Origin of the sequence: Aneurinibacillus sp. XH2 (assembly GCF_001439585.2) — a bacterium.
Taxonomy (GTDB): Bacteria; Bacillota; Bacilli; order Aneurinibacillales; family Aneurinibacillaceae; genus Aneurinibacillus; species Aneurinibacillus thermoaerophilus.
Genome location: NZ_CP014140.1, coordinates 291,941 through 306,576, shown reverse-complemented (window position 1 = coordinate 306,576; position 14,636 = coordinate 291,941). Strand labels below are relative to the sequence as shown.

Below are 14,636 nucleotides of genomic sequence, written 5' to 3'. Positions count from 1 at the left end.
GATGCAAACTTTAGTCTTAGACATGAAAAAAGCTCCTCCGAAACTTATGGAGGAGCTTTTCCTTCATAGAATTAGCATATTATTTTCCGGCAACATCTAAACGCGTCATGGCGCGTTGCAGCGCCAACTGTGCACGTTTAAAGTCAATGTCTTCTCTCTCGTTTTCAGCGAGGCGGCGCTCTGCGCGCTCCTTTGCCGCTCTTGCGCGGTCTACGTCAATCTCATCAGGAAGCTCGGCCGTTTCCGCAAGAATGGTGACTTTATCCCTGCGTACCTCCATAATGCCGCCGCTCACTGCGATTTTGTCGTCTTCGCCTTCGTGCTTCTTTACCAGAACCGGAGCAATCTTAAGCGGTGTAACCATCGGAATGTGATTCGGCAAAATACCCAAATCCCCTTCAACACCTCTGGCTACAACAATGCGAGCATCGCCGCGGTAGACAACCCGTTCTGGAGTGACGATTTCGACTGCGATTGTATTCATTTACGAAACCCTCCCCATTATCAGGGTTGAACCACTACATTTTCTTAGCTTTCTCAACCGCTTCTTCGATTGTTCCTACATACAGGAACGCTGCTTCCGGAAGATCGTCGTGTTTACCTTCCAGAATTTCTTTGAAGCTACGAACCGTTTCTTTAACCGGAACATATTTGCCCGGGAAGCCTGTGAACTGTTCAGCAACGTGGAACGGCTGGGACAGGAAGCGCTGAATTCTGCGTGCGCGTCCTACGATCGTTTTATCTTCATCAGACAATTCGTCCATACCGAGGATGGCAATAATGTCTTGCAGTTCTTTATAACGTTGCAGGATAGCCTGAACGCCGCGCGCTACTTCGTAATGTTCCTGACCTACAACGGCAGGAGTCAGAATCCGAGAAGTGGACGCCAGCGGGTCTACCGCAGGATAAATACCAAGCTCGGAAATACCGCGGTCAAGGTTCGTTGTCGCATCCAAGTGCGCAAACGTTGTTGCCGGTGCCGGGTCGGTGTAGTCGTCCGCCGGTACGTAAATCGCTTGGATAGACGTTACGGAACCTTTCTTCGTAGATGTGATACGCTCTTGCAGTTGACCCATCTCCGTAGCCAGCGTCGGCTGGTAACCTACCGCAGAAGGCATACGCCCAAGCAGCGCGGATACCTCGGAACCTGCCTGCGTGAAACGGAAGATATTGTCAATGAATAAAAGTACGTCACGTCCTTCTACATCGCGGAAGTATTCCGCCATGGTCAAACCTGTCAGCGCTACGCGCAGACGCGCTCCCGGCGGCTCGTTCATCTGGCCGAACACCATGGATGTTTTATCGATAACCCCGGAATCTACCATCTCGTGGTACAGATCGTTACCTTCACGGGTACGTTCGCCTACGCCCGCAAAGATCGAGTAACCGCCGTGCTCCTGGGCGATGTTGTTAATAAGCTCCTGAATCAATACCGTTTTACCTACGCCGGCACCACCGAACAGACCGATTTTACCACCTTTTGCGTATGGCGCAAGCAAATCTACAACCTTAATACCTGTTTCGAGCATTTCATCGGCTGTGGATTGTTCTTCAAACGACGGCGCTGCGCGGTGAATCGGATAATATTCAACATCCTTTGGCGCTTCTTTCAGGTCGATTGGCTCTCCAAGCACGTTAAATACACGACCCAGCACTTTCGGTCCTACCGGCACAGAAATCGCTTTGCCTGTGTCTACCGCTTCCATTCCACGAACCAAGCCGTCAGTGGAAGACATAGCAACCGTACGAACAGTATTGTCTCCTAGGTGAAGAGCTACTTCCAAAGTAAGATCGATAACCTTGCCGTTATCGAGTGTTTCGTTAATTTTAATAGCGTTATAAATCTCAGGCAGGTGTCCGCGTTCGAACTGAATATCTACGACCGGACCCATAACCTGAAGTACGCGTCCCTTGCTCATCTGTTTCCCTCCTATCTAACGCATCGAAGCTTATTCGAGCGCGCTCGCTCCGCCTACGATTTCGGCGATTTCCTGTGTGATCGCCGCCTGGCGGGCACGGTTATAAAACAGTGTCAGGCGTTCAATCATATCTGTAGCGTTATCCGTTGCGTTGCCCATTGCGGTCATACGGGCCCCTTGCTCGCTCGCCTTAGCGTCCAGCAGCGCGCTGAAGATAAGGGTTTCCGCATATTTCGGCAACAGGTCGGCAAGCACTTCGTCTGCAGACGGTTCAAAATCATATGTCGGCGTACCTTCTACCTTCTCGATCTCAGCAAGCGGCAAAAGACGCAGTTCCGTCGGCACCTGCTGAATCGCGCTGACAAACTTATTGTATACAAGGTATAACTCGTCAATTTTTCCGTCGGCAAACAATTGAACAGCATTGCGTGCTATGCTTTTAATGTCAGCAAACGTCGGAGAATCGGACAGATTCACGAACTCGTCCGCAAGCGGATATCCGCGTTTTTTAAAGAAGTCACGACCTTTACGCCCCAATGCGATGATCGTGTATTCATCTTTGCTGTTATGCCGTTCGGCGATGGTACGCGCTACGAGACGAAGAACGTTGGCGTTGTATCCGCCCGCCAGCCCCCGGTCAGACGTAATGACTACATAACCCGTCTTCTTTACGGGACGACTTTCAAGCATTGGATGCTTCGCTCCTGACGTACCAGCCGCAATACTCATTACTACTTCGCGCATTTTTTCCGCGTAAGGACGAGCGGCTTCCGCTCTTTCCTGGGCGCGACGCAATTTCGCGGCAGCGACCATCTTCATCGCCTTTGTAATTTGCCGCGTATTCTGCACACTCTTAATGCGCGACTTGATTTCACGAAGTCCTCCTCCGGCCACGATTGTTCACCACCTTTATCCTTCATCTAAATAAAGCTTCTTTCGTTTATACAACATACGAATTACTCAGAAGTTACGAACGTCTTCTTGAACTCTTCAATGGCTGCGTTCAATTGATCTTCTGGTGGTAACTCTTTCGTGTTCACAATCGTGTCGAAGATTTCTTTTTTGTTATGTTCGATATAAGCAAGCAGTTCTTTTTCAAAGCGGCGTACGTCTGCTACCGGAATGTCGTCCATGAAGCCGCGCGTAACCGCATAAATAGAAACAACTTGCTTCTCAACCGGCATCGGTTCGAACTGACCTTGCTTCAGAATTTCAGCCGTGCGCTCACCGCGCGCCAGACGCGCTTGCGTTGCTTTGTCAAGGTCAGAACCGAACTGGGCGAACGCTTGCAGCTCGCGGTATTGCGCCATGTCAAGCTTCAGAGAACCGGCAACTTTCTTCATTGCTTTAATTTGCGCGGCACCACCTACACGCGATACTGAGATACCTGTGTTAACCGCCGGACGTTGACCGGAGTGGAACAGGTTCGATTCAAGGAAAATTTGACCATCCGTAATCGAAATTACGTTCGTAGGAATGTATGCAGATACGTCACCTGCCTGTGTTTCAATGAACGGCAGCGCAGTCAGAGAACCGCCGCCAAGATCGTCGCTCAACTTAGCTGCGCGCTCCAGTAAGCGGCTGTGCAAATAGAATACGTCACCCGGATACGCTTCACGACCCGGCGGACGACGAAGCAACAGCGAAAGTTCGCGGTATGCTGCTGCCTGTTTGGAAAGGTCGTCATAAACACACAGTACATGTCCGCCTTTATACATGAAGTACTCGCCCATCGCTACGCCCGCGTACGGAGCAAGATAAAGCAGCGGAGCCGGATCGGACGCTGTAGCCGATACAACGATCGTATATTCAAGGGCGCCATGCTGGCGGAGCGTTTCCACCACACCTGCAACCGTGGATTGCTTCTGGCCGATTGCGACATAGATACAAATCATGCCATTGCCTTTTTGGTTAATGATTGTATCTAAAGCGATGGCTGTTTTACCCGTTTGGCGGTCACCGATAATCAACTCACGCTGACCACGGCCGATCGGGATCATCGCGTCGATCGCTTTGATACCTGTTTGCAGCGGCTCATGTACGGATTTACGTGCCATAACGCCGGGCGCCGGGCTTTCGATCGGACGGAATTCAGTTGTTTCAATCGGGCCCAGACCATCCAGCGGCTGACCGAGCGGATTCACAACGCGGCCGAGCAGCGCTTCTCCTACCGGAACCTCCATGATGCGACCTGTGCGCTTTACTTCGTCGCCTTCACGGATTTCTGTATACGGACCAAGGATAACGACACCTACATTATCTTCTTCAAGGTTTTGCGCCAGCCCCATTACACCGTTCTGGAACTCAACGAGCTCACCGGCCATAACGTTTTGCAAACCATGAACGCGCGCGATACCGTCACCAACCTGGATAACAGTGCCCACATCCACAACCTGGATGTCAGATTTATATTTTTCAATCTGTTGTTTAATCAGAGAGCTAATTTCATCTGGTCTGATTGCACTCACCTTATGGTTCACCCCTATCTATCATACTTGGGCTTGCTTAATTTGCTGCGTAAAGCGAGCCAGCTTTCCTTTGATGCTACCATCATAGAGGCGGTCACCGATGCGAACAATCATGCCGCCGATAATGGAAGGATCGACCTTTGTCGTTACACGCAGCTTTTTATTTAATTTTTGTCCGAATTGTTCAGCGATCTTTTGCACTTCAGCTTCTGTCAACGGTTTTGCGGTAGTGACTGTCGCGTCAGCAATGCCGCGCGCCTCGTTGGAGAGCTCCGTGAAGTGCTTGAGGACGTCGTTCAGTTCGTCTTCACGTCCCCGCTCAATAAGAATATGAACAAAGTTCAGCGCGATGTCAGAAATTTTACCGGCAAACAAAGCATTCACCATTTCCTTCTTTTCATCGGCTGTCACTTTCGGATGAGCCAAAAGCATGTTCAACTCATCATTTCCTTTAATGATATCCGTAATCTGGATAAGTTCGTTTTCCATTGTTTCGACTGCCTGTTTTTCACTGGCTACTTCATAGAGGGCGCGGGCATAGCGCTTTGCAACAGCACTCATACTTGACCGCCCACCTGTCTCATAAACTGTTCAATCGTATCTTGCTGTTCTGCTTGCGACATTTCTTTTTCAATAATTTTAGAAGCAAGAAGCACGGAAAGACCCGCTACTTGATCGCGTACAGAAGCAAGCGCTTTTTCCTTTTCGCGGTTGATTTCCAGCTTCGCCTCTTCAACCATGCGCTCCGCGCGCTCTTGAGCTGCGGCGATGATTTGCTCCGCTTCGTCCTCCGCTTGCTTTTTCTTCGTTTCTAAAATGCTCTGCGCTTCTTCACGCACCTTTTTAAGTTCAGCCTGCTGCTGTTTTAAAAGGGCTTGCGCTTCCGCATTCGCTTTCTCAGCAGCCGCGATTTGTCCTTCGATATGTTCCTGGCGTTTTTGCAGTACCGACATTGCCGGCTTCATTGCAAACCTGGAAACAAGCGCCAGAAGAATTAAAAACACAACCACTTGGAATAGCAGCGTGCCTAATTGAGGTAACACAGTCCGTCAACTCCTTTCCTGTAGCAGGAGAATTCACTTAGGTACAAAAGGAAGGCGAAGGATAACGGCCCTCGCCCCGATAAAAATATCCAATTGCTGAACGTTTTCTTTACCTATTAGCCGAGACGTCCGAACAGCATGAAACCGATAGCAACTGCGATAATCGGAACCGCCTCTACCAGACCAAGACCAAGGAACATCAGACCCATCAGACCACCGCGTGCTTCCGGTTGACGAGCAACACCTTCAATAGTACGAGAAACTACAAGACCGTTACCAATACCTGCGCCAACAGCGGCCAGACCAAAAATTAAACCTAATGCAATTGCGAAATCCATTATGATTTCCCTCCTCAGCAAATTATCAAAACATGCATTTTTATAAGATTAAAAGGGTTCATTAACAAAAGTAAAGATTAGTGTTCATCCACAACTTTTTGGGAAATGTACACTAGAGTTAATGTTGTAAAGATATACGCCTGAATAGTGCCAACAAATAAGGAATAACCTAACCAAACGATAAGCGGAAGGCTGACAACCGCAACGGAACCTGCAAGCAGAAAAGCAATCAGAACCTCACCCGCGAAAATGTTACCGAAAAGACGGAGCGGGAGCGTCAATGGCTTGATAATAAATTCTTCCATAACATGCAGGATAAACATCAAAGGATGCGGTTGGAACCAGTGTTTCACATAACCTGCCGGGTCTTTCTTGATGCCCAGATAGTGCGCGTAGAGAAGCACCATCAGTGCCAAACCGAACGTTACGCTCGGAGAAGCGGTCGGTGACTTGAACCAGTTCACAGTTACACCTTTTACCGTTTTTCCGTCATGTACAACTTCATGGCCATGTTCATTGATGACCTCCTGAGTGATACCCAGGGCCGGATTCGGTTCAGTATACAGCACGCTGAAGTTGGCCATGACCCCCAGCTGGTTCCCGATAAAAATGTACAAGAAAAGAGTTAAGGCTAGCGTTACAAACTTGGTGCTAGTCTTTGCGTCCATAAATTGGCCAGCAATTCCACGAACGAAATCAATGACCCATTCAAAGAAGTTTTGCCATCCTCTCGGTACGCCCGACGTCATGTTTCTGGTACTAATCATAACGACAATAAATACAAGGACAGCAGTCAAAACAGTCATAAGCATGACAGGAATATCAAATGTCATACCCAAAAACTCAAAGGTTGGAGAGTAGTGTTCCATCTTCTCATTCACCCCTTTCGTAAGCGCGTTATTTTTGTATGGATAAATATTGATAGATAGCGAATAGAAGTGTAACGACTGGAACTGTCATTAACCCAACAATCACCCCGTAGAAGGAAAAGATATGTGGCATTCTAAAGGAGACATATACCGCAAACCCCGCAAGCAAAAAACGGGGCAGCATTCCTACGCTTCTCATCCTCCTGCCGGGGTGCAGCGCCACATCTCCAGCCTGTAGCGTTTTCACAAAAAGGATAAATCCGTTTGCCATGCTGACCAGCATCCCAAGAATTAACCCTTGAAAAAATACTCGCTGCGGCATAAATAGCCACAACAAGACAACACCCGTAAACAGAAGAAATATGTATCGGGCCATCGTTTTAATTGATGAAGTAAATGGTTCCATGCTATTCTCCAAAGAACTGTTTCACCAGAAAGAAAACTCCCATAATCCCTAACCCTAAGCCGAACAATAAACCGATAAGCATAAACCACGGTTCGGTTTTCAGCCAATTGTCGACCGCACGTCCGACCCAGAAGCCAAAAATAACAGAGGTAGCAAGTTCTACCCCTATTGTTCCAACTAATGCAAAAGCTTGCAAAGGTCCGTTCTTCCTATCTTTCACGCACGGTGCCCCTCTCGTTACTCGCTTTTACACACTTCCAGCTTTCCACAAAAAAATTCGACATAAACTATCGATTTTTTCAAGAAAAAGGTTAGGAACAACGTGTCATAACGATGTATGATCTATTGTCCCTAACCATAGTACTTAAGCATTTATCGTTTGTCAACAATATGCAAATGGATTGTCACTTTTTCGACAAAACCGACACGTTTTATACGGTTAAATTGTGGTATTTATCTATTTTCTACTTGACAGGATTCAATTTTTTCCATTTCAACGATCGTTGCCACACCCTGTCCACCACCAATACAAAGTGTAGCCAGCCCGTAACGGGAGCCCCGACGTTTCATCTCATGAAGCAACGTTACAAGCACACGTGCGCCGCTCGCGCCAACCGGATGTCCAAGCGCCACAGCCCCACCGTTGACATTAAGTTTCTCATCCGGAATGTTAAGCTCACGCCCAACCGCCAGCGATTGGGCGGCAAACGCTTCATTCGCTTCTACTAGGTCAATGTCATCGATGAGCAGGCTGGCTTTTTCCAGCGCCTTTTTCGTCGCTGGAACCGGACCGATCCCCATGATCGCCGGATCTACACCCGCGCTAGCATTGGCGCGGATAACCGCCATCGGCTTAACACCCAATTGTTCTGCGCGCTCACGGCTCATGAGTACAAGCGCAGCGGCTCCATCGTTGATGCCAGACGCATTGCCTGCCGTTACCGTTCCGTCCTTTTTAAATGCCGGCTTCAGCTTAGCAAGTTGCTCGACCGTTACGCCTGCGCGCGGAAATTCGTCTCTGTCGAACAGAATAGGTGCCCCTTTGCGCTGCGGAATTTCCACCGGCACAATTTCATCGGCAAATTTGTTTTTCTTCATGGCCGCTTCCGCCTTCTGCTGACTCCAAGCGGCGAATCTATCTTGCTCTTCGCGCGTGATGCCGTATTTCTCGGCAAGGTTTTCCGCCGTAATGCCCATATGATAGCTATTAAACGCGCAGATTAGAGCATCTTTCAGCATGCTGTCTTCCACTGTCTGATCGCCCATGCGGTAGCCTGTACGCGCTTTCGGCAGTAGATAAGGCGCAAGGCTCATGTTTTCCATACCGCCGGCCACCACGATATCAGCATCTCCCAGCATAATGCTTTGCGCGGCAAGATGCACAGCTTTTAAGCCGGAACCACATAATTTATTGATCGTCATGGAAGGAACTTCGTGTGGAAGACCTGCTTTGATCGCAGCCTGACGCGCTGGGCCTTGGCCGAGGCCAGCTTGCAGAATATTTCCCATGATTACTTCATCTACTTGATCGCCGGATACACCTGCGCGATTCAACGCTTCTTTAATCGCAATCGCTCCTAACTCGGTTGCGGAAATGTTGCTCAGTGACCCCATGAAGCTTCCAATCGGCGTGCGGACAGCACTTACAATCACGACATCTCTGTTACTCATGACATCTACTCTCCCTCCGCTTTTTTGCATACCTACTGCATACCCGTACTATATTCGATGATAAAAAAGTGGATTCCTGCCAAAGAGAAAGAATTTAATAATAAATTTGACAACAAATCAAATAAGAAAAATTCATAAGCGCGGAGGAAGAAGCGCCGTATCATCTACACCAGAACTTGTTGTCAAACCGAGCTACATGCTTTTCATCATTCGGTCGATGACAACAAGGGACTCAGCGCGGTTCGCCGTACGATTCGGGCCGAATTTGCCGTCTTTATCCCCGCTCAAGTACCCACGTTCTGACAGAAAGCGAATGCTTTCCGCAGCATAGAGCGGAAATGCAGAAACGTCTCCATACGACGGCTGGGCAATAACCGGCTTATCTGGGTTGCCATATCCTTGTTTAATGGCATTATGCATAATGACAGCCATCTGAGCGCGGGTAATCGGCGCATCCGCTTTAAACGTACCATCGTCAAAACCGGCAACAATTTTCTTCTCTACCGCCGAAAGGATCGATGCTTTCGCGTAGTCCGGCAGCTTGTCCCTAAACGGCGACGCAGCAGATGATGATTTGCCTTTTGTCCAGCCAAACGCTCGGTCCATAAATGTCACAAATTGGCCGCGCGTCACAGGAAGAGATGGCCCCATCTTGGTTGGCGTAATCCCGCTGACGATGCCTTTCTTATGCATCTCAAGCAATATCTGTTCTGCCCAGTGTCCTTTAATATCCGTAAACCCGACATCATCCGGCGCCGGTTTGACCGGCGGCGGAGGAGGAGCAGGCGTGGTGCCTGCAGGATATTCAAGCGAAAATTCATCGAAATAAATAACGCCCTGTGTCTCCAGCGTGGAATCTTCCTCATCCACTACATATAGGCTCTTAAGCGAAACAGGATACGCGACATCGGCCGGGAAGCTTGCCGTAACCTCTTTCCAGTCTGTCCAATCGACTTGCTTCGCCAAATCTACATAATGAGTTTTACCTTTAGCATCCACAAGCTCAGCGCGCAGCCAATGCAAGCTATTATCACCATATACCCACATCTTCATGCCCATCGGCCTACCCGGTAGCACGAGTGGCTTCGAACCGAAGCGTCCATAAGCGAAACGCATATCAACATTGGAAGATCCTGTAAAATTGTACTCCAGACGCAACGCTTTTCCGGAAGCTTTCACCGGTTCACCTTCCATTGTCTGGCGGAAGGAGCCATTCGCACTAATAGAGGCTGGGATGGTTGTATAGCTTAATGAAGTTAAATCATCCGTATTGGTCCAGAATGACCATCTTGTTCCTACACTCACCGGCACTTTACGAATAATGTTCTTGTATGTCACAACAAGTTCGCCCGCTTTGTTCTGCTGGCCTGCTGTAATGGTAAAACCCTGCAATGTGCCAAGTCCCGGAGTCAGCGAAGCTTTTACCATACTTGGAGAAGCCGGGATAAGCTGCCCGGTTTTTGTTTTAAGGGAAACGGAGAAATCGATCTTTCCCCCTGACCGCAACGCCAGCGGCGAAGGTGAAACAATAACATCCGTAACATCCTTTACTTCCGGGCTTGCTACCGTCAGATTGAGACTTTTCTTCACGCCTTTGTATTCGCCTGTAATGGTAATCGTACCGCTGCGTTTTGGTGTGAATACATTTTTATTAAACGTTCCGTCTGCCGGATTCGCTGTCCATGTAATTTCGGCCGGGTCCAGCTTATACGGATTATAGTGTTTGTCATATGCCTTCACCGTAATAGCAATCGGTTTGCCAAGCATTGTTTTACCGTCCGTCGTAAACAGGAAGTTCGCAAATTCTCCCGGAGGAGCGGTATTGAAAACGGCGAGACCCGTCGGTACGGCGCGCATGCTGCTGCCAAGCTTCGGCGTATTTAGGAGCGTCGTCTGCGTGTCTCCCGGATAACGTGCCACCATGGTTGTTGAACCGCCGCCATCCAAGTTCGCCGCGTTGTAGGCGCCAAGTTGCTTCATTAACTGTGCCAATTCATCCAGCGTAACCCCACGGCTTTTCGATGGGCCTTCCACGACAACCATGTACAGTGTCTTGCCGTCTTGCGATACGCCGAACGCGGTGCGCGGCTGGTATCCTCCAATATAATCAGACGGAATTTTGCTCAAGGCTTGTCCGTTTTTCACGAGCAACATGTGTCCGCCCACCGCGCTATATAATTCGCGGTCACCGATCGGAAAATCAGTCGTCGTCTGTAATGTAACCTTTACCGGATCGCCAACTTTAAAATGGCTCATCAAGTATTGCTTGCCGACCCCGTGTCCCCATAAAACATATCCGCCCTGCGGAATTGTATAACCGACCGGATTGCCGACACGCATATCTTTCACCTGATCATTAACCACCAGAATCTCTACAGCATCTTCGTATCCCTTAATAGCGCCAAGGCTTGTATAGCCAAAGTCAGCGGTATACAGGTTGATTTTGTTTAAATGGCTTTTATCATTCGTCGGATTGTATTCTTCTTTGTTGACCCCCTGAATAATGGCGGTTGTCCCATCCGGCGCCTGTACTGTGCCCTTGAATCCAAGATGAGATACAATCGCGGTCTTATCATTCAGCAGGCCAAAAGAGTACCAGTTGTTGATTTTCCCCATGGATGACACAAGCTTGCCCCGGTCAAGCACAATGCCAAACGGAGCGCCTTTGCGGTCCATGCGGAAAAAATCGGCGTTAATCGCCGCAATAGCCCCTCTTTCATCGGCCATTTTTTTCACATTTTGTCGAACCGTAAGCTTTCCATTTGTCCCATATATAGGCCCTACTTCCGTGTATGGATTGTTCAGATCGACTTTTGTAACAAAAACATTCGAAGCTTTTCCTCCAATTACAAGCCGATATTTTAGAAGGGTTGTCCCCTCTCCGAGCGGAGATTCGGACAGCTTCTGTAGGGACATGCCTGCAGCCATTCCCTGATACGGCATCTGCAAGGTAATGAACGCAAGTGCAGCCACAAATGCGACAATTACCTTGCTTATGTAACTTTTCATCATCCTTCTCCTTTCTTCTAAAAATTAATGTCATGTTTTCCCCAATTAGTTTAGACGCCGCGAATCAGGGAATGTTTCTACAAAGATTCATTTTTATTTACAGGTGCAAGTACCTCCATAAGCCGGGACTGAAAAATCCGGAAAAACAAGACAGCATTTATTTGCAAATATAGAGAGGCTTTTTTTACCTGTTCGAGCGATGTAATATGCACAGCATTCAATTCGCATATCGGCTCTTCATGCTTTACAGCATAATACTCGCGCTGCACGACTTCCGGACTTTCCCGGAAAAAATATTCCGCTTTCCTTGCCACCTTCGGCTGACGGAGGCGATCCGCCTTCACAATCGGTTCAATTTTATGAAAAGGGATAGATGTTTTCAGACTGTATACCTTTCTACCTTCATCAGCAGCCACATATTGAATATCCGCCGTAAGCATACCGTGAACAAACAAGTAACGGGAAGGGAGTAAAAAGCGACAAGAAAGCGATGAAACTTCCCATTCAATGTCTATCGTTTCTTCCACTCGGTGGGGCAACGAAATCGTTTTCGCTATATTCATGTCTACCTTTTGTCGCGCGATAAGCACCGGAATTTTTATTGCATGCATGCTTCCTCTCGATACACTAAATGAGGAATGCGCTCCCCCCCTATATTGTTGAGCAGGAAAAAGAGCGGCGGTTTTTTTCCTCAGCGAATGTTTCCGCTTCTTCTTTTTCCGTTTTTTTTTCTTCGGCTGCTTTATGGTGGAAGTAAGACGGTAACTATCTAGCATGCTGGCCCCCCCTTTCTCTCCTATTCATCAGGATATAGACGAAATCCTGTCCTCGTTCGCCTATTTTATCGGAGAAGCCAGCTGTATACCCGTTTAAACGCAGCCTTTCAGGCTATTATTCTTCGGGAGGAGTTGGAGGAACATTAACGTGCACCTGCTGATTTTGCAGCACTTTAACGGTAAGATCGAGCACCATTTTTTGAATAATTTCCCTAAATACCCCTTCTTCAAATGGGCCACCTTGCAGTGGCTCACGATCAAGCGCTTCATCCCATTCGGTAATATCAGCGCGTACTAGCTCACAAAAGACTTGCTCATTGAAGAATTCAACGCTTTGTTGATGGAACTGCGACAAGTCCGTAGACATGAGGCGGTCTTTGGATGGGAATCCCTGAGGCAGCGGCCGTTCTACCAGAAAATCAAATTCTTCGCGCACATTGAAGAATGGGCCAACCGGTGGCGTGAGGAATTCGGCAATTTCCGCTACGCAATCGAAAGGAACATCTACCGTCAGAGAATTAATAACAGAGCGCACTTCGACCGCATCACGCGGAGAACCCGAAGGTGTTACGTACTGAATATTCTTGCGCACAAAACCGCTCAGGAACAACTTGGCGCGCAGTTCCTCGCCCGGCAGAATACGCGGCTGGATCAGACGGCATTGCGTCAGTTTTACACGCTTTTTGATTTTCTTGATTTCAAGCACATCTTCTGGAAACGTAATACGCGCTCTTATCGGCAACTGTACCGATACTTCCTGTAACAGCACCGGAACTTTGATAATGGGGTTACCCCTGGTTAGGTTAGGTCGAACCACGCGCGCATCACATTCATTTACGCTAGCCGATTCATCGAAATTGATGGGCATTACCAATTCCCCCCTTGAAATTTGACATACTGCATATTATGAGACAGGACGAACTCTGTATAGACATAATACCCAGGACATACGTGGATTTTTTATATAAACAAAAAAAGCGCGCCCTATGACAGGGCACGTCCTATATTATGGTAAAAACGGCATTGGCTTTTTGTCTCGCAATCCAAAATAGTAAAGAATTGCTTCACAAATACGGCGGGAAGCTTCACCGTCTCCATAAGGATTGACCGCTTTTGCCATTTTTTCGTATGCTCCCCGGCTTGTCAACAATTCATCGGCCAAGCTAAAAATCGTCTCCTCATCCGTCCCAGCCAGCTTCAGGGTGCCGGCCGCAATGCCCTCCGGGCGCTCCGTCGTGTCACGCAATACAAGCACAGGCACGCCAAAAGCCGGCGCTTCCTCCTGTACACCGCCGGAATCAGTCAAAATCAAATAGGAGCGGGACATAAAATTATGGAAGTCCACCACGTCCAGCGGTGCAATCAGACGAATGCGTTCATGTTCACCCAAATACTTGTTAGCCGCTTCCTGAACCACCGGATTAAGGTGTACAGGATATATGACAGCAATGTCCGGGTGCTTGTCCACAAGACGGCGAATCGCTCGGAACATACGCGCCATCGGCTCTCCTAGGTTCTCGCGTCGGTGCGCCGTCATGAGTACCAACTTCTTGCCGGCCATCTCTTCCAGCACTGGGTGCGTATAATCTTCGCGCACCGTTGTTTTTAAAGCATCAATCACCGTGTTCCCGGTTATGTAAATCGCATCGTCTTTCTTATCTTCCTTCTTCAAGTTTTCCGCCGCCTGAGCGGTCGGTGCAAAATGAAGATCAGAGATTACTCCCGTCAATTGCCTGTTCATCTCTTCGGGATACGGCGAATATTTATTCCATGTGCGCAAACCCGCTTCTACGTGTCCCACCGGAATCTGATTATACAGCGCGGCCAGGCTGGCGGCGAATGTCGTCGTTGTATCGCCGTGGACAAGCACCATATCCGGCTTTTCTGCCTTCATAACCTCATCAAGGCCTTCCAGAACACGGGTTGTAATCTGTGTAAGCGTCTGACGTTCTTTCATTACATTAAGATCCGTGTCGGGCGTAATTGAAAAAATATCAAGCACCTGATCCAGCATCTGTCTGTGCTGGGCCGTTACGCAAACAAATGGTTCCAGTTCTTCATGACACTGCAATTCATGGACAAGCGGCGCCATTTTTATCGCTTCCGGCCGTGTGCCAAACACGGTCATAATTTTCTT

At 48.5% G+C, this 14,636-nt stretch carries 15 protein-coding genes; all 15 read right to left on the bottom strand.

Annotated features, from left to right (window positions below):
* Positions 1-79 precede the first annotated feature (79 nt).
* The 15 genes from ACH33_RS01520 to wecB all read right to left on the bottom strand — a co-directional run bounded on the left by ACH33_RS01520 (position 80) and on the right by wecB (position 14,627).
* The gene (locus ACH33_RS01520; RefSeq protein ID WP_057897410.1) at positions 80-484 is read right to left on the bottom strand and encodes a F0F1 ATP synthase subunit epsilon; all 405 of its coding nucleotides are present in this window, start codon (positions 482-484) and stop codon (positions 80-82) included.
* Positions 485-518: 34 nt separating this feature from the next.
* Positions 519-1,919, bottom strand: coding sequence for a F0F1 ATP synthase subunit beta (atpD, locus tag ACH33_RS01515; RefSeq protein WP_057897409.1), 1,401 nt, complete (start codon positions 1,917-1,919; stop codon positions 519-521).
* A gap of 30 nt (positions 1,920-1,949) precedes the next feature.
* Entirely contained in the window at positions 1,950-2,813 is an 864-nt protein-coding gene (gene atpG, locus ACH33_RS01510; RefSeq protein WP_057897408.1) for an ATP synthase F1 subunit gamma, read from the bottom strand.
* A 62-nt stretch (positions 2,814-2,875) separates the two neighbouring features.
* A complete protein-coding gene (gene atpA / locus ACH33_RS01505) occupies positions 2,876-4,387 on the bottom strand; it encodes a F0F1 ATP synthase subunit alpha (RefSeq protein WP_057897407.1) in 1,512 nt (503 codons plus the stop codon).
* 21 nt (positions 4,388-4,408) lie between these two features.
* Positions 4,409-4,948: a F0F1 ATP synthase subunit delta gene (locus ACH33_RS01500; RefSeq protein WP_057897406.1), complete on the bottom strand. Its 540-nt coding sequence runs from the start codon at positions 4,946-4,948 to the stop codon at positions 4,409-4,411.
* Positions 4,945-5,430: a F0F1 ATP synthase subunit B gene (gene atpF / locus ACH33_RS01495; protein WP_057897405.1), complete on the bottom strand. Its 486-nt coding sequence runs from the start codon at positions 5,428-5,430 to the stop codon at positions 4,945-4,947. Before atpF ends, ACH33_RS01500 begins: the two co-directional genes overlap by 4 nt.
* Before the next feature lie 116 nt (positions 5,431-5,546).
* Positions 5,547-5,768 (bottom strand): F0F1 ATP synthase subunit C, encoded by a 222-nt coding sequence (gene atpE, locus ACH33_RS01490; RefSeq protein WP_043067557.1) that lies wholly within the window; start codon positions 5,766-5,768, stop codon positions 5,547-5,549.
* Between the two features lie 77 nt (positions 5,769-5,845).
* Positions 5,846-6,601: a F0F1 ATP synthase subunit A gene (gene atpB / locus ACH33_RS01485; protein WP_082706144.1), complete on the bottom strand. Its 756-nt coding sequence runs from the start codon at positions 6,599-6,601 to the stop codon at positions 5,846-5,848.
* A gap of 64 nt (positions 6,602-6,665) precedes the next feature.
* Positions 6,666-7,043 carry an ATP synthase subunit I gene (locus ACH33_RS01480; RefSeq protein WP_057897403.1) on the bottom strand — a complete coding sequence of 126 codons (378 nt, stop codon included), beginning with the start codon at positions 7,041-7,043 and terminating at the stop codon, positions 6,666-6,668.
* A 1-nt stretch (position 7,044) separates the two neighbouring features.
* On the bottom strand, positions 7,045-7,263 hold the full coding sequence (locus ACH33_RS01475; RefSeq protein ID WP_057897402.1) for an AtpZ/AtpI family protein: 219 nt from the start codon (positions 7,261-7,263) through the stop codon (positions 7,045-7,047).
* Positions 7,264-7,496: 233 nt separating this feature from the next.
* On the bottom strand, positions 7,497-8,714 hold the full coding sequence (locus ACH33_RS01470) for an acetyl-CoA C-acetyltransferase (RefSeq protein ID WP_057897401.1): 1,218 nt from the start codon (positions 8,712-8,714) through the stop codon (positions 7,497-7,499).
* A gap of 192 nt (positions 8,715-8,906) precedes the next feature.
* Entirely contained in the window at positions 8,907-11,726 is a 2,820-nt protein-coding gene (locus ACH33_RS01465) for a phosphodiester glycosidase family protein (RefSeq protein WP_082705834.1), read from the bottom strand.
* Between the two features lie 74 nt (positions 11,727-11,800).
* A complete protein-coding gene (locus ACH33_RS01460) occupies positions 11,801-12,334 on the bottom strand; it encodes a hypothetical protein (RefSeq protein ID WP_139184948.1) in 534 nt (177 codons plus the stop codon).
* Between the two features lie 280 nt (positions 12,335-12,614).
* Positions 12,615-13,367, bottom strand: a complete 753-nt coding sequence (locus ACH33_RS01455; protein WP_057897398.1) for a CsxC family protein — start codon at positions 13,365-13,367, stop codon at positions 12,615-12,617.
* 138 nt (positions 13,368-13,505) lie between these two features.
* On the bottom strand, positions 13,506-14,627 hold the full coding sequence (gene wecB, locus ACH33_RS01450; RefSeq protein ID WP_175493582.1) for a non-hydrolyzing UDP-N-acetylglucosamine 2-epimerase: 1,122 nt from the start codon (positions 14,625-14,627) through the stop codon (positions 13,506-13,508).
* Between the last annotated feature and the right edge of the window lie 9 nt (positions 14,628-14,636).